The 15,103-nt window shown below is 68.5% G+C and carries 16 protein-coding genes; 8 read left to right on the forward strand and 8 right to left on the reverse strand.

Features of this window, described 5'->3' with window-relative positions; genetic code table 11:
• Nucleotides 1–74: 74 nt before the first annotated feature.
• Nucleotides 75–1,397: a C1 family peptidase gene (locus FDA38_RS04070; protein ID WP_137252709.1), complete on the forward strand. Its 1,323-nt coding sequence runs from the start codon at nt 75–77 to the stop codon at nt 1,395–1,397.
• Here FDA38_RS04070 and FDA38_RS04075 read toward each other — a convergent pair.
• Nucleotides 1,386–2,117, reverse strand: coding sequence for an alpha/beta fold hydrolase (locus FDA38_RS04075; RefSeq protein ID WP_137252710.1), 732 nt, complete (start codon nt 2,115–2,117; stop codon nt 1,386–1,388). The genes FDA38_RS04070 and FDA38_RS04075 overlap by 12 nt on opposite strands.
• 40 nt (nt 2,118–2,157) lie before the next feature.
• Nucleotides 2,158–2,886: a PIG-L deacetylase family protein gene (locus FDA38_RS04080; RefSeq protein ID WP_233714511.1), complete on the reverse strand. Its 729-nt coding sequence runs from the start codon at nt 2,884–2,886 to the stop codon at nt 2,158–2,160.
• Nucleotides 2,887–2,929: 43 nt separating this feature from the next.
• Here FDA38_RS04080 and FDA38_RS04085 point away from each other — a divergent pair, with 43 nt between their 5' ends.
• Entirely contained in the window at nt 2,930–4,000 is a 1,071-nt protein-coding gene (locus tag FDA38_RS04085) for a serine hydrolase domain-containing protein (protein ID WP_170989573.1), read from the forward strand.
• On the opposite strand, the gene FDA38_RS04090 is transcribed toward FDA38_RS04085, so the two are convergent.
• Both FDA38_RS04090 and FDA38_RS04095 read right to left on the reverse strand, forming a co-directional pair.
• Nucleotides 3,997–4,605: a ClpP family protease gene (locus tag FDA38_RS04090; RefSeq protein WP_137252712.1), complete on the reverse strand. Its 609-nt coding sequence runs from the start codon at nt 4,603–4,605 to the stop codon at nt 3,997–3,999. The genes FDA38_RS04085 and FDA38_RS04090 overlap by 4 nt on opposite strands.
• Entirely contained in the window at nt 4,602–5,201 is a 600-nt protein-coding gene (locus FDA38_RS04095) for a ClpP family protease (protein ID WP_137252713.1), read from the reverse strand. The genes FDA38_RS04090 and FDA38_RS04095 overlap by 4 nt, the downstream gene beginning before the upstream one ends.
• A gap of 97 nt (nt 5,202–5,298) precedes the next feature.
• Here FDA38_RS04095 and FDA38_RS04100 point away from each other — a divergent pair, with 97 nt between their 5' ends.
• The 5 genes from FDA38_RS04100 (at nt 5,299) to FDA38_RS04120 (ending at nt 10,445) form a co-directional block, all read left to right on the forward strand.
• Nucleotides 5,299–5,655, forward strand: coding sequence for a hypothetical protein (locus FDA38_RS04100; RefSeq protein WP_137252714.1), 357 nt, complete (start codon nt 5,299–5,301; stop codon nt 5,653–5,655).
• Nucleotides 5,656–5,696: 41 nt separating this feature from the next.
• On the forward strand, nt 5,697–8,012 hold the full coding sequence (gene pcrA, locus FDA38_RS04105) for a DNA helicase PcrA (protein ID WP_137252715.1): 2,316 nt from the start codon (nt 5,697–5,699) through the stop codon (nt 8,010–8,012).
• 108 nt (nt 8,013–8,120) lie between these two features.
• On the forward strand, nt 8,121–8,681 hold the full coding sequence (locus FDA38_RS04110) for a hypothetical protein (RefSeq protein WP_137252716.1): 561 nt from the start codon (nt 8,121–8,123) through the stop codon (nt 8,679–8,681).
• A gap of 17 nt (nt 8,682–8,698) precedes the next feature.
• Nucleotides 8,699–9,382 carry a TetR/AcrR family transcriptional regulator gene (locus FDA38_RS04115; protein WP_137252717.1) on the forward strand — a complete coding sequence of 228 codons (684 nt, stop codon included), beginning with the start codon at nt 8,699–8,701 and terminating at the stop codon, nt 9,380–9,382.
• Between the two features lie 82 nt (nt 9,383–9,464).
• Nucleotides 9,465–10,445 carry an NAD(P)-dependent alcohol dehydrogenase gene (locus FDA38_RS04120; RefSeq protein ID WP_137252718.1) on the forward strand — a complete coding sequence of 327 codons (981 nt, stop codon included), beginning with the start codon at nt 9,465–9,467 and terminating at the stop codon, nt 10,443–10,445.
• Here the strand turns inward: FDA38_RS04120 and FDA38_RS04125 are convergent.
• The 4 genes from FDA38_RS04125 to FDA38_RS04140 form a co-directional block, all read right to left on the reverse strand.
• Nucleotides 10,435–11,715 (reverse strand): lanthionine synthetase LanC family protein, encoded by a 1,281-nt coding sequence (locus FDA38_RS04125; RefSeq protein WP_137252719.1) that lies wholly within the window; start codon nt 11,713–11,715, stop codon nt 10,435–10,437. The two genes, FDA38_RS04120 and FDA38_RS04125, sit on opposite strands and share 11 nt — an antisense overlap.
• The gene (locus tag FDA38_RS04130) at nt 11,712–12,230 is read right to left on the reverse strand and encodes a DUF6886 family protein (protein ID WP_137252720.1); all 519 of its coding nucleotides are present in this window, start codon (nt 12,228–12,230) and stop codon (nt 11,712–11,714) included. Before FDA38_RS04130 ends, FDA38_RS04125 begins: the two co-directional genes overlap by 4 nt.
• Before the next feature lie 43 nt (nt 12,231–12,273).
• Nucleotides 12,274–13,176 carry a M23 family metallopeptidase gene (locus FDA38_RS04135; RefSeq protein WP_233714512.1) on the reverse strand — a complete coding sequence of 301 codons (903 nt, stop codon included), beginning with the start codon at nt 13,174–13,176 and terminating at the stop codon, nt 12,274–12,276.
• Nucleotides 13,177–13,394: 218 nt separating this feature from the next.
• A complete protein-coding gene (locus tag FDA38_RS04140; RefSeq protein WP_137252721.1) occupies nt 13,395–14,249 on the reverse strand; it encodes an esterase/lipase family protein in 855 nt (284 codons plus the stop codon).
• Between the two features lie 135 nt (nt 14,250–14,384).
• Between FDA38_RS04140 and FDA38_RS04145 the strand changes: the two genes are divergently transcribed.
• The gene (locus tag FDA38_RS04145; protein ID WP_137252722.1) at nt 14,385–14,804 is read left to right on the forward strand and encodes a cobalamin B12-binding domain-containing protein; all 420 of its coding nucleotides are present in this window, start codon (nt 14,385–14,387) and stop codon (nt 14,802–14,804) included.
• Nucleotides 14,805–15,103 lie beyond the last annotated feature (299 nt).

Consider the following 15,103-nt stretch of genomic DNA (forward strand, 5'->3'; position numbering starts at 1 on the left):
TTTCGGCCAGGGCATGGATTCGCCACCCCGATACCGGCGGTCCCGGCTTGGTGGCTGTTATACCGTCGACTCTTATGGAGCGGAATCTCACAGCCGATCAGCTCGCGCTCTTCGAGAAGGAGTTCGCGTCGAACCCGCAGTACCGGGTGATGCAGAACGCCGTCACGCAGACGCCGGTCAACAGCATTGCCCTCGACCGTCAGGTCGTCACCTCGATCGACCATTCGGTGTCGAACCTTCTGGACGACTGGAAGGTGACGAACCAGAAGAAGAGCGGCCGGTGCTGGATGTTCGCCGGCCTGAACCTGCTCCGGGTCGGCGCGGCCGGGAAGCTCGGGGTCAAGGACTTCGAGTTCTCGCAGAACTACGTGCTGTTCTGGGACAAGTTCGAGCGGGCCAACTTCTTCCTCGAGGCGATGATCGAGACCGCCGACCGGGACGCCGACGACCGGACGGTGGCGCACCTGCTGTCCGACCCGATCAGTGACGGCGGCCAGTGGAACATGTTCATCGCGATCGTCCGCAAGCACGGCCTGGTGCCGAAGTCGGCGATGCCGGAGACCGAGAGCTCGTCCGCGACGGCCCAGCTCAACGACGCGCTGCGCAAGCTGCTGCGCCAGGGTGCGCGCGACCTGCGCGCGCTCGAGGGTGACGAGGCCCGTCGCGAGCGCAAGCGCGAGATCCTCACCACCGTGCACCGGGTGCTGAGCATCCACCTCGGCACGCCGCCGCAGAAGTTCCTGTGGCAGTGGAAGGACTCCGACAAGGGCTTCCACCGCGACGGCTGGACCACTCCGCTCGAGTTCGCGGCGGAGTACGTGCAGCTGCCGGTCGACGACTACGTCTGCCTCGTCCACGACCCGCGCTCGACCAGCCCGGTCGGCAAGACCTTCACCGTCGACTACCTCGGCAACGTCATCGACGCCCCGCCGGTGGTCTACCTGAACGTCGAGATCGACCTGATGAAGCAGCTCACCCAGGACGCGATCGTCGGCGGCGAGCCGGTCTGGTTCGGCTGCGACGTCGGCAAGCAGATGAACTCCGACCTCGGCTTCTGGGACGCCAAGCTGTACGACTACGGCTCGGTCTACGACACCGAGTTCACGCTGGACAAGGCCGACCGGCTGGTCCACCACGAGACGCTGATGACGCACGCGATGCTGTTCACCGGTGTCGACCTGGTCGACGGCAAGCCGCGGCGCTGGCGGGTGGAGAACAGCTGGGGTGACGAGAAGGCCGACAGCGGCTTCTGGACCATGAACGACTCGTGGTTCGGCGAGCACGTCTTCGAGATCGCCGTACGCCGTTCCGCGCTGCCGGCCGAGCTGCAGGCCCGTCTGGACGACGAGCCGATCGTGCTCCCGGCCTGGGACCCGATGGGCGCCCTAGCGGATTAGTTCCAGCGCCTCGGCCGGACGCTCGAGGGTCGGCAGGTGGCCGGCCCACGGGAGGTGGATCCGTTCCACCGTCGGCAGCCGTTCGGCCAGGTAGTCCGCGCTGTTGGTGAAGAACGCGAAATCATGCGCGCCCGTGATCAGCCTCACGGGCGCGCTGATCTTTTCCGGCTCCACCGGGTACTCCTCGTTCTCGACGTCCCCGGCCGCGAGCTGTACGTCGTACGCACGCCGCTGCATGGTCCTGAGCAGCGCTCGCGCGTCGTCGTCCGCCTCCGGACCGATCCACCGCTGGACGGTGAGCTCGGTCGCGCCGGCGACATCTCCCGCTTCCAGCAGTTCGTTCTCCTCCGACCACAGCGCCCGCAGGTTGTCGTCGGGTACGACGTTGTCGGTCGGCGCGCACAGCAGCACGAGCCGGTTGAACCGCTCCGGCACGCGGCTGGCGACCTGCTGTACGACGTACCCGCCGTACGACGCTCCGACCGCGGTGACGGTCTCCACGCCCAGCTCGTCGAGCAGCGCGAGCACGTCGCCGGCATCGGAGTACTTCGCTCCCGGCTGCAGCGGGGTCTCGCCGTACCCGCGCAGGTCCAGCGTGATCACGCGGTGGTCCGCCTTGAGCTCATCGACCTGCTTGGCCCACATCCGCGCATCAGCCACGCCCGCGTGCACCAGGAGGAGATCGGGTCCGTCGCCGGCAACTGCGTGAGAAATCGTCATGCCCGCACCCTGACTGGTCGGGCGACGGGCTGCAAACCGATTAGCGCATCCGGATGACGGTGAAGGCTTCGGCGTAGTGGTTGGGCGGGAAGCCGGCGGCGGTGGCCACGCGGTTGAAGTTGGCCCGGATGCCCTTGAGCAGGCCTTCGGGGTCGCGGTGCTGGCTGGTGTGGGACATCAGCGCGGCCAGCTTCTGGTCGAAGGTGTCGGTGATGTCGACGTGGTGGTTGATGTCCGGGTGGTCCATCATCCACAGCTCGTCGACGTCCCAGGCCTCCTCGGCCACGTCGGTGTACGCGTATGGGTTGCCGGCCGCGGGGTAGAACGCCCGTACGGCGGCTTCGGCCGCGGCCAGGTGGTCCGGGTGGGAGACCTGGAGGCGGGACCACACGCGTTCGGGCGACTGCGTGAGCAGGCGTTGCGGCCGGACCGTGCGGATCACGCGGCTGATGTCGCGGACCAGCTCGAACGTCGGCTCGACCGCGCCGTCGGCGTACCCGAGGAAGTGCAGGTCGTGGACCCCGACGTGTTCCGCGGCGGCGGTCTGCTCGGTCCGTCGTACGGCGGGAATCTCGGCGCGATCACGCTCCGGCTCGAAGCCGCCGGCCTGACCGTCCGTGACGATGCAGTAGTGCACGTCGATTCCGGCCTTGGTCCACACAGCGACCGTGCCGGCGCCGCCGAAGTCGATGTCGTCGGGGTGCGCGACCACCACCAGCACCCGCTCGATTTCGCTGTCCGGTCGCGGATTCGCCTCAGGCACGGTCACTCGGCGAGCCTATCCGTTTGCCTGGATGGGCACAGTTGAATTCATGGAGTTCGGTGGCACGTGCGATCCGCAGGACGCCGGCCTCGACCCGGACCTGCTGACACAAGCGATTGAGTTGATCGAGACCCGCGGAACGATCGCGCAGCTGTGCGTTGTCCGCGACGGTCGGGTGGTCGTCGATCGCTCCTTCGGGTGTCCACCGGACGCGTTGTTCTGGCTCTTCTCCGCAAGCAAGCCGTACCTCGCTGTGGTGATCCACCAGCTCGTCGAGTCCGGCCGGCTGCACCTGGACGACGCGGTCGCGGCGTACTGGCCGGAGTTCGGGGAGAACGGGAAGCGCGAGATCACCGTCCGTCATGTCCTGCGGCACCGGTCCGGCGTGACGAACGCCGGCTCGTACGTCGGTGAGGTCCGCGCGATGACCGACTGGAACCGTTCGCTGCAGCGGATCGAGGAGACCAAGCCCCGCTGGCCGATCGGCACCGTCGCGTACAGCCCGCTCGCCTTCGGGTTCATCCTGAGCGAAGTCGCCCGGCGCTGCAGCGGCGTCCCGATCCACGAGCTGGTACGTCGGTTCGTCCTCGAGCCGCTCGGGGTCGCCGACACGTATCTCGGGTTGCCCGACGACCTGTGGGACCGGCACGTGCCGATCCGTGCGACGGGTCCGCTCGGGCCGTTCATCCAGTCCGTGGTGAATCGGCGCAGTACGCGCGAGGCCGTCGTACCGGCGGCTGGGATGTCGACGACGGCGCGGGATCTGGTCACGTTCTATCAGGCGTTGCTCGGCGGAGCGCTGCTGCGACCGGAGACGCTTGCGCTGGCGTGCGAGCCGAGCAGCGAAGGTGATGTGGACCGGACCGCGCGGGCGCCGATCCGTTGGTCGCAAGGGTTTCAGCTCGGTGGACCGCGGTGGATCGAGGGCGCGTCGACGTCGCTCGGATCGCTGAGCAGCCCGCGGACGTTCGGCCACAACGGGAGCAACTGCTGCATCGGGTGGGCCGACCCGGACCGCCAGATCGCGTACGCGTACCTGACCAACCGGGTCGGGCGTCCGACCGCCGACCTCACCCACCACGCTGCCGTCGCCGACAAGGTGCTCGAGGCCGCCGGCTAGGCGAGTGCGGGCACCTGGAGCCGCTCGGTGATCACGTGGTCGACGATGCCGTACGACTTGGCACCTTCCGCCGTCAGCACGTGGTCCCGATCGGTGTCGTGCCGCAGCTGCTCGATCGTCTGCCCGGTGTGCCGCGCGAGAATCGACTCGACCTGGCCGCGGACCCGCACGACCTCGTCGGCCTGCAGAATCAGGTCCGGGATCGTGCCCCGGCCACTCGCCGCCGGCTGGTGCAGGACGATCCGCGCATGCGGCAGTACGGCGCGACGCCCGGCCGCACCCCCGGCCAGCAGGACCGCTCCGGCCGAGATCGCCTGCCCGACGCAGAACGTGGCGACCGGCGACTGGATGTACTGCATGGTGTCGTAGATCGCGAGCATGGCGGTCATGTCGCCGCCCTCGCAGTTGATGTACAGGTTGATCTCCTGCTCGGGCTTGTCGACCTCGAGGTGCAGGAGCTGTGCGATCAGTGCGTTCGCGACGCCGGCGTCGATCGCCGTACCCAGGTAGATGATGCGCTCGCTGAGCAGGTGCGAGTAGACGTCCATGATCCGCTCGCCGCGAGGGTGCTGGGCGATCACGTTGGGGATCGTGTAGCTGCTCATGCCGCTACCTCCTTCAGCTTCGGCATGACCTGGTCGAACGACTCGACGATGTGGTCGATGAAGCCGTACGTGCGGGCCTGGTCGGCGGTGTACCAGTGGTCGTGCAGCGAGTCCTCGTGCACGGTCTCGAACGGCTGGCCGGTGTCGTCGGCGATCAGCCCGAGCACGGTGTCGCGGATGTGCCGCAGGTCGTTGGCCTGGATCTCGATCTCCACCGCGGAGCCGCCGATCCCGGCCGAGCCCTGGTGCATCAGGATGCGGGCGTGCCGGAGGGCGTAGCGCTTGCCCGGCGTACCGGCCGACAGCAGGAACTGCCCTGCGCTGCAGGCGAGCCCGATCGCCAGCGTCGACACGTCGCACGGCACCAGGCGCATCGCGTCGCGGATCGCGAGCATCGACGGCACCGAGCCGCCGGGCGAGTGGATCCAGAACGCGATGTCGGTGTCCGGGTCCTCGGCCGCGAGCGTCATGATCTGGGTGGTCAGGAGGGTCCCGAGGTCGTCGTCGAGGGCTCGGTCCAGGACGACGATCCGCTGCCCGAGCAACCGCTGCCGGGCAGTCTCGTTGAACAACGGCGCTTTCATGTCTTCTGCCATGTCATCCACCCTGACGCGGGCGGATCGCCGTACCCAGCTTTTCTGCTCACGGCAAGTCTGCCCACAGCAAAGCTGATGCTGTGGCAGGCTCCTGCGGGTGATTCTGACTGACGACCTGTCCGAGCAGGAGCGGGTGCTGCTCGAGCTGACGGCGACCCCGGCGGCGACGCTGCTGGGAGCGGCGTCGATGATCCTGCGTACGACGCTGTTCAGCGAGGACCCGGCGACCTGGGTGGACATGTGGCAGGCACGTCCCGACCTGGCCCGGATCGAGTGGTCGGACGGGCCGGAGCTGGCCGAGGTCGTCGCGCACCTCGCCGCGAAGGACTACGAAGGCACGATCGAAGGCGTCCCGGGGCTGCGGATCACGTCGTACGACGACAACTCCGCCAAGCTGCTCTGGCTCGGCGCGGCCACCCCGGTCGTGCTCCACCTCACCCGCCAACTCTCCTAGCTTTCGGTAACTGTCGGCGGGAGCGCCTAAGGTGTTGAGTGATGACTACGCTGTTCTCGCCTGATGAGCTCCCAGTGCCGCTGGAGGAGCCGAAGACGTCCCGGACCGACCCGGATTCGCTGCTCGAGGGGCTGAATCCGCAGCAGCGCGCGGCCGTGGTGCACAGCGGCAAGCCGCTGCTGGTGGTGGCCGGTGCGGGCTCGGGCAAGACCCGGGTGCTGACCCGGCGGATCGCCTACCTGCTGGCGGCCCGCGACGCGCACCCCGGGTCGATCCTGGCGATCACGTTCACCAACAAGGCCGCCGCGGAGATGCGCGAGCGGGTGGTCGAGCTGGTCGGGCCGCGGGCGAAGCTGATGTGGGTCTCGACGTTCCACAGCTCGTGTGTGCGGATCCTCCGCCGCGACATCAAGCGGTTCGGGATCAGCTCGACGTTCTCGATCTACGACGACACCGACTCGCGCCGGCTGATGACGCTGGTCTGCCGCGAGCTCGACCTCGACGTCAAGCGGTACAACCCGCGCGCCGTGCTGAACTGGATCAGCACCCAGAAGAACGAGCTGATCGACCACGAGACGGCGGCGGCGAAGGCCGAGAACCATCTCGAGGAGACGTACGCCGAGTGCTACCGGACCTACCAGGAGCGCCTCGCGCAAGCGAACGCGCTGGACTTCGACGACCTGCTGATGACCACGGTCAACCTGCTGCAGGCCTTCCCCGAGGTCCGTGAGTACTACCGCCGCCGCTTCCGTCACGTGCTCGTCGACGAGTACCAGGACACCAACCACGCGCAGTACACGCTGATCCGCGAGCTCTGCGGTGAGGACCCGGCGGACTACAACGGACCGACGGCACCGGCGGCCGAGCTGATGGTGGTCGGCGACTCCGACCAGTCGATCTACGCGTTCCGCGGCGCGACGATCCGCAACATCCTCGCGTTCGAAGAGGATTTCGCCGGCGCCGAGACGATCCTGCTCGAGCAGAACTACCGCTCCACCCAGACGATCCTGTCCGCGGCCAACGCGGTGATCGCCCGCAACGAGGGCCGGATGGCGAAGAACCTCTGGTCCGACCAGGGCCAGGGCGAGCAGATCGCGGTGTACGTCGCCGACAACGAGCACGACGAGGCGCAGTTCGTCGCCGACGAGATCGACCGGCTCACCGACGCCGACGGGATCAAGCCGTCCGACGTCGCGGTCTTCTACCGGACCAACGCGCAATCGCGGGTCTTCGAAGAGGTCTTCATCCGCACCGGCCATCCGTACAAGGTCGTCGGCGGCGTCCGGTTCTACGAGCGCAAGGAGGTCCGCGACGCGCTCGCGTACCTGCGCGTGCTGACGAACCCGGAGGACACCGTCTCGCTGCGCCGGATCATGAACGAGCCGAAGCGCGGGATCGGCGACCGGGCCGAGGCGGCGATCGAGGCGCTGGCGGCCCGTGACCGGATCTCGTTCGCGGCCGCGATGCGCCGGGCCGAGGACGCACCGGCGATGGCATCGCGCTCGGTGAACGCCGTACAGGCCTTCGTGGACATCCTCGACGAGCTGACCGCGATGGTCGACTCGGGAGCTCCGCCGGACGACATCCTCGACGTCGCGCTGCACCGCTCGGGGTACTACGAGACGCTCCAGAAATCCCCGGATCCGCAGGACGAGACCCGCCTGGAGAACCTGGACGAGTTCATCTCGGTCGCGCGCGAGTTCGTCGAGGAGCGGACCGCGGCCGGTGAAGCCGCCGATCTGCAGGCGTTCCTCGAGGGGGTCGCGCTGGTCGCCGACGCGGACCAGATCCCGGACGCGGCGACCGACGGTGTGGTCACGCTGATGACGCTGCACACCGCGAAGGGCCTGGAGTTCCCGGTCGTGTTCCTGACCGGCATGGAGGACGGCGTCTTCCCGCACTCGCGTTCGCTGACCGATCTGAAGGAGCTCGAGGAGGAGCGCCGGCTCGCGTACGTCGGCATCACCCGCGCCCGGCAGCGGCTGGCGATCTCGCGGGCTGCGGTGCGTTCGGCGTACGGCGCTCCGCAGCACAACCCGCCGTCGCGGTTCCTCGAGGAGATCCCAGGCGAGCTGCTCGACTGGCGGCGCGACGAGTCCGCGATCACCCGCTGGTCCGGCACCGGGACGGTCCGCGGCAGCGGCATCCCGAGCCGGTACGAGCCGGCCCGCCGCAGCGCCTCCGACAAGCCGGTGATCAGTCTCAACCCGGGCGACCGCGTCGTACACGACACGTTCGGGATGGGCACGGTCGTCGTGGTCCGGGGCGAAGGTCAGCAGGCCCAGGCCGATATCGACTTCGGCTCCGAAGGCGTCAAGCGCCTGCTGCTCCGGTACGCGCCGGTGGAGAAGATCTGAGTCGGTAAGGCAAGTCCGCGTCAACCTTTCGGACGTTTGCGTTGCATCTGCGCCGGAGATTGAGACAATCAAGGATCTTCGGCCCCCTCCCCGGAAGTGTCCTCCCTCATGTCCAAGTCGGCTGGCAACAACCGCCGGATCATTCTGGCGGGGGCCAATCCTGGGCTGCGGCTGTTCGACGAGAACGGCAAGGTGACGGCGTACGCCTCGATCTGGATGGTCGACTGGTCCATCCGCGGCTCGGGGACGGCGGTCGTGCTCTGGTTCGACGGGATCGTCCGGGTGGTCTCCGAAGACGTCGACCTCGCCTCCTGGCTGGAGCGGTACTTCGTCCGCTCATTCCTCGAGGTACAAGGGCTGCCGTGGCACGAGCCGGCCGTCGAGCGGGACCTGGTCCAGGTCTCGATGAACCTCGCCGACGGGCTGAGCGCGAAGGCGGCCGACATCCAGATCGAGATGGGCGGCGTACTCGACCGGCGGCTGTTCGCGACCGACAACTTCCAGTTGGCCGAGGGCAACCACAGTCTGAGCCTGGTGATCGCGCCGGTCCGGTCGGCGACGGTCTCGATCGGCGGTGCGTCGGTGCCGGGGTTCGTGCAGGTCGACGGGTCGCCGGACAAGCCCGGCTCGTCCGCGTTCCTGACCACCGCCGAAGTCTGGCAGCGCTGACCCCTTACGCTGTACGAATGGCAAGTCAGGCGCCGGTACCACGCGTACCGCTGAGCCGGGACCGGGTACTGCGGGCTGCGGTCGAGCTCGCCGACGCCGACGGTCTCGACGCTGTCACGATGCGCCGGATCGGTGAAGCGCTCGGCGCCGAGGCGATGTCGCTGTACTACCACGTCGCCAACAAGAACGACCTCCTCGACGGCATTGTCGACGTACTGATGGCCGAGCTCAACGAGGCCGTCGATCGCCTGGTCGTGGTCAACGACTGGAAGGCCGCGATGCGGTACCGCATCCTCACCGCGCGGGCCGTGATGCTCCGGCACCCGTGGGCGCCACGCCTGCTGGAGAGCCGTACGACGATGCGCCCGGCGGTCGTGATCTACCACGACCGGCTCGTCGGGCTGATGCGGTCGGGCGGGTTCTCGTACGACCTCGCCCACCACGCCCTGCACGCGCTCGGCAGCCGGGCACTCGGCTTCAGCCAGGAACTGTTCGACCCGGGGAACGCCGCCCCGGACCCGGACGCCGACGCCCGGATGCTCGCCGACCTGGCCGCGCAGGTGCCGAACCTGGCCGGCATGCTCGCCGAGGTCGCGCACGACGACCCCGACTCGACGATCGGCTGGTGCGACGACCAGGAGGAGTTCGAGTTCGCCCTCGACCTGATCCTCGACGGCCTCGACCGGCTCGCCTCCCGCTAGAACCCTTCGCCCGACCCCTTGACGTTTCTTACGCCGTAAGTCAGCCTTACGACGTAAGACTTACAACGTAAGGGGCGGGATCATGAAGGCCATCGTTCAAGACACCTACGGCTCACCCGACGTCCTCCGCTTCGCCGACGTCGACACTCCCAGGCCGACCGGCGACCAAGTCCTCGTCCGCGTCCACGCGGCCGCACTCAACGCCCGCGACTGGCACGTCCTGCGCGGCGATCCGTACATCGCCCGGCCGTCCGCCGACCTCGGCTGGCGTCGCCCGAACGACCGCATCCGCGGCACCGACCTCGCCGGCACTGTCGAAGCGGTCGGCCCCGAAGTCACCCGTTTCCAGCCCGGCGACGAGGTGTACGGCGACGCCGCCGGCGCCTTCGCGGAGTACGTCTGCGCCCCCGAGCACCGGATCGAACGCAAGCCCGCCAACCTCACCTTCGAGCAGGCCGCCGCGATCCCGCTGGCCGGACAGACCGCGTTGATCGGCATCCGCGATGTCGCGAAACTCCAACCAGGGCAGGAGATTCTGATCAACGGCGCGTCCGGCGGCGTCGGCACGTTCGCCGTCCAGCTGGCCAAGGCGTACGGCGCCAACGTCACCGGCGTCTGCAGTTGGCGGAATCTCGAGCTGGTTCGGTCAGCCGGAGCCGACGAGCTGATCGACTACACCACAACGGACTTCAGCCGCTCCGACAGCCGGTACGACGTCGTCCTCGACCTGGTCGGCAACCGGTCTCTGCGCGACCTGCGTCGCGTGCTGGCGCCCGGTGGTCTGCTGGTCCTGTCCGGCGGTGGCATCTTCACCGGCGGCAGCTTCTTCGGCCCGATGGGCTTGATGATCCGAGGTGCCCTGCTGTCACCGTTCGTCGGACGCCGCATCGTCAGACTCACCGTCCAGCCAGGCAGCAAACACCTGGAGACCTTGCGCGAGTACGCCGAGACCGGGAAGGTCCTTCCGATCATCGACCGGACGTACCCGCTGGCCGCGACGGCCGACGCGATGCGTTATCTGGAAGGCGAACACGCCCGCGCGAAGGTCGTCATCACCGTCTGAGCGCCCACCAGTTGTCCATCCGCTCCACGACGCGCGGATCGCCGCCCAGCACCCGCTGCAGCCGGAACAGGTACGCCGCGATCCCGGCCGCCCCCTGCATCCAGCCGACGCCGGGCGGCAGCAGCGGATCCTCGTTGCGATGCTCGATGAATCGCCAATAGGCGTGGCTGCCCTCGTGATGCGCGTGATCGAGCAACGTGTCGCCCATCAGTACGGCGAACTCCAGATCCTGATCGTCGCCGGTGTCCAGGAATGCATCGCCGACGCCGGCAGTACCGCAGCAGCGGCCGTCGTTGTCCCAGAAGCCGGGGTGCAGTCGCTCGGGAATCCCGGAGTACCGGACGCTGTCCAGACAACGCCGATGCCACGTCGCGGGCGTTTCACCAGCCACCTGTTTCACGTCGGCGTACTCGAGCGCGCTGAACAGCAACGCCGTCCCCGCGCCGCCGTGACACCAGTTGTAGGTGAACTCGTCGCCGTGCCGCTCGGCCCACGGAATCACTCGCGCGACCCGGAATCCCTTGTCGTCGTTGATCCCGATGCTGACCAGATGCTCGGCCCCGCGCTGGGCCACGTCGATGAGCTCGGGCCGGCCCAGGTCCACGCCGGCCACCGCCAGCGCCGTCGCGATCCCGGCCAGGCCGTGCGTGAAGTTCGGCATCTCGGTCGGCTCGTCGGACCTGAACCGCCGCGACACGAACTGCCAGTTCACCCCGGTCGGCAACTCTTCCTTCTCACCCAGGACCACGTCGGCCGCGCGCGAGGCAAGCGCTGAAGCGTCGTCGCCCCGACGCATCGCCCACAGCCCGCCCAGTAGGACCGCAGCCGTCCCGAGCGTGACATCGTTCCCGAACGCGCCCGGCTCGTACCGCGGTTCGTCGAGGAACTTCTCCGGCCAGCCCTCATCGGTCGCGATGTCCCGGATCCGCTGCAGTGCGGCGTCCGTACCCGGCTCCCCGAGCGCGGTCAGGATCCCGATCGAGCTGACCAGCCCGTCGAAGAACGTGGTCGACCTGTCCGCCGGGATGAGCGCGCGGATCCGGTCGGCGATACCCGTCGCCAGGTCCTGCTCGGCGGTCGTCCACGGCCGAGCCAACCGGATCTCGGCCAAGGTGTAGGCGAGCCCGCCGATCCCGCTGTGCATGCCGTCGATGTACTCGACAGGTTTCTCCCCACCCGCGGCCTCGGGGATCCACGGACCGCTGTCGTCCCAGCGGACCTGGTTCCTTACCCACGCCCAGGCCGCCTCGGCCACGTCGCCATACGTCATGGCTTGGCGTTCCGCATCCGGATGCCGCTCCACTCGAGCGTGCTGGCGACAACCTCGGCCCAGAAGCCGTGCAGCCGATGCAGCACCCGCAACTGGATGCCCGCCTCGTCGTGCAGCGCGAACAGGTCGCCGACGCGTTCGGCCGGACCGAGCGGCCGGACCTCGGTCGTGGCGACGACCGCAGCGTCATGCTCGACGAAGTCGTCGGCCGGGAGCCGGTACGCGTACAGCTCGACCGAGCGGATCGCATCCAGCCAGCCGTACTCGACGGCGTGTACGCGGGTGCCGGAGCCGGCGCCGATGATGCGGTCGCGGTCCTCGGGAGTCGTCGCGGGGCCCACCCACGCCATCGCGCGGGGGCACTGCCGCGGGAACCAGTAGTCGGGGGCGCGGTCGTGGCCGACAGCCCAGACGTACGGCGTGACCTTGCCGTTCGTCCTCGCGACGTGCGGACGGAAGGTCGTGATCGTCGGATCTTCGGAAAAGTGCAGTACCTCGCCGGCAGCCGGGCGCATGCGCCGCAGCTTAGCCGTGAGGCCTGCTCACTGCTCGGGTTTCCTAGCCGGCGGTGTACGGGTTGAGGCCGCAGTGGTTGCGGAGCCACGGGTCCGGGTCGACCGCTGCGCCGCCGTCCGGGTGTACTTCGAAGTGCAGGTGCGGGCCGGTGGTGTTGCCGGTCATCCCGACCGCGCCGACCTGGTCACCGGCGTACACGGTCTCGCCGACCGACACGCTGAACTTCGACATGTGGTTGTACCAGGTGACGGTGCCGTCCTCGTGCCGGACCTGGACCTGACGCCCGTACGGACCGGCCCAGTCGGCGAAGATCACCACGCCCTTCATCACGGCGCCGATCCGGGTGCCGATCGGGGCGGCGAAGTCGAGGCCGGTGTGGTTGTGGGCCCAGCGGCTGCCGCCCTGACCGAAGGTCGCGGTGATGTGGTAGCCGGTGACCATGATCTGGCACCGGGTGGCCGACTCGCGGGCGGTCTTCTCGGCCAACTCCGCCTTCGCCTTGGCGACGGCCAGGGCGCTCGCGCGCTTGGCGGTCAGTGCCTGGGTCGCGGTCAGCTTCGCGGCGCGGGCCTTGGCCAGCTGCGCAGCGGCGGACTGCTTCTTGGTGGTCGTGTCGGCCAGCTGGACCCGGGAGGAGTCACGGGTGGCGAGCTGGCGCGCCTGGATGCGTGCCGTGGTGATGCCGGACAGCTGCTGACCGCTGTTCAGGCTCAGCGCGGCAAGGTTCACCGCGGAGTTCGCCTGGGTCGGCGACGCCAGCGTGCTGGCACTGAATCCGACTGCTCCGGCTGCCGCGGCGAGCGCGGCGGTCAGACCGACGATCTGGGTACTGCTGGGGGTATTACGCCTGGCGACGCGATGCTTGGCACTGTGACGTCCTGCGCCGGGTTTGCGCGCAGCGTTGCCGGGCGTGACGCGGTCTCCCGCGGCACGGTGCTGGGACACAACGTGGCCTTTCGGTCACAGGGGAGGGGCTTTGGAACGAACTAGGGGGGCTCGTTCCTCCCTTGCGGGGGTTTATTCCCGCTAGGGACCTGACGCACGATAACGGATCAGTCACGGGGCCACAAACCCTGTCCCGGCGTTTTCCGCCTCTCCTTCACGAAACCTTTGCATGCGCGCCTGCACGTGCATCTGCCGCGAGCGCTCAGGAGGCTGACCGGTCAGGCAGTTTTGGGCTGTTCGTCGAGATGGGCCAGCATCCCGGTGATCTGATGCACGACCTCGCCGTGGAACGGCAGTGACAGGTGGCCCACGCCGTGGATTCGAAGGTTGCTCGCCAGCAGGTCGGGATGCCGGATCCGGGCCCGCCGCTGCGGCACGATCAACTGGTCGACGTCGCTGTAGAACGCGACGAACCGGGTACGGCAGTCCGGCGCCGGCTCGGCCAGCTCGGCCATCAGGTCGCTGTCCGGCCGGACCTGCTTCACCAGCGGCCACGGCAGCAGCTTGGCCGCGATCGTGCCCTGGTGCGGCGTACCGAGCGTGACGCAGGTGTGTACCCGCTCGTCCCCGCCGAGGCGCTGGATGTAGTACCGCGCGATCAGCCCGCCCAGGCTGTGCCCGATGACATGGATCTGGTCCGACCCGGACTCCTCGCAGATCGCCTCGATCTCCTGGCCCATCCGCTCGGCGGTCCGGCGTACGTCGAGCGTCAGCGGCGAGTACGAGAACGTGTGGATGCTGCTGAACCCGCGACGGACCAGGTGCCGGCGCATCAGCGCGAAGATCGTGTGGTTGTCGATGATCCCGTGCGCCAGCAGGATCGGCGTACCGGCGGCCCGTACGTCGCTGACCAGCAGGCCGCGCTGGGCGGGACCGAGGCCGGCCAGGTTCAGCCGGGACGGGAGCGCGCGCTGGGTGCCGTTGATCAGGCCGAGCGGATACATCGCCAGGTGCGTGGTGAGCCAGCCGAGCTCGACGGCGGCACCCTGCAGCACGCTGGGCGAGAGTGCGGAGCGGGCGCCGTACGCGAGTCCGTCGAGCGCGCCGCGGAGGTCGTCCTGCCAGGAACCCATGGGCGACTCCTCACAAAAACCAGACCCCCCGATTGGTCCGATCTCTTTCCACGGTAACCGGTTCCCATCGCGCGTGGCGGGGAACACACAGCTCCGTGTCTTATCCGTGAGGTTCACACCGGTTAGCCTGCGAGCATGCCTGCTACGAGCCCGTTGCGTGTCGTCGTCGCCAAGCCCGGTCTGGACGGTCACGACCGCGGCGCCAAGGTCGTGGCCCGCGCGCTGCGCGATGCCGGCATGGAGGTCATCTACACCGGACTGCACCAGACCCCGGAGCAGATCGTCGAGACGGCGATCGCGGAGGATGCGGACGCGATCGGGCTGTCGGTGCTGTCGGGCGCGCACATGACGCTGTTCAAGCGGGTCCGTGAGCTGCTGACCGAGCGGGACGCCGAGGACATCGTGGTGTTCGGCGGCGGGATCATCCCGGACGCCGACCTGCAGCCGCTGGCCGAGCTCGGCGTACACAAGATCTTCACCCCGGGCGCGACCACCACCGAGATCGTCGAGTGGGTCCGCGGCAACGTCGGCGACGCGTCGGCCTCTCCGGCCTGAACTCTCCGCCGCCGAAAGTCCGCTATACCGCTACCGGAGTCCCGGATCCGCTCCGGAGCGTGATGACGACTGCCCGGAGTCGTTCTGAACAGTCCTGCCCGGTTCAGCCAGGTTACTAATCGGTAATACCGAATCGTTAGGAAATGCCCGGTTGTGCGGGCTTCCCAAACGCGGTCGCATACAGCCATGCGGCTGTCCGTTTCAGAGACCGTCGAGCCGGGCTGTGTGTGGCACAGAGCACACCGGCCCCACTCTCGGTTACTGTCCGGACAGGGCGGATCGCAGTGCGGTGGGGGACT

This window comes from Kribbella jiaozuonensis, assembly GCF_005233875.1.
In the GTDB taxonomy this organism is placed as follows: Bacteria; Actinomycetota; Actinomycetes; order Propionibacteriales; family Kribbellaceae; genus Kribbella; species Kribbella jiaozuonensis.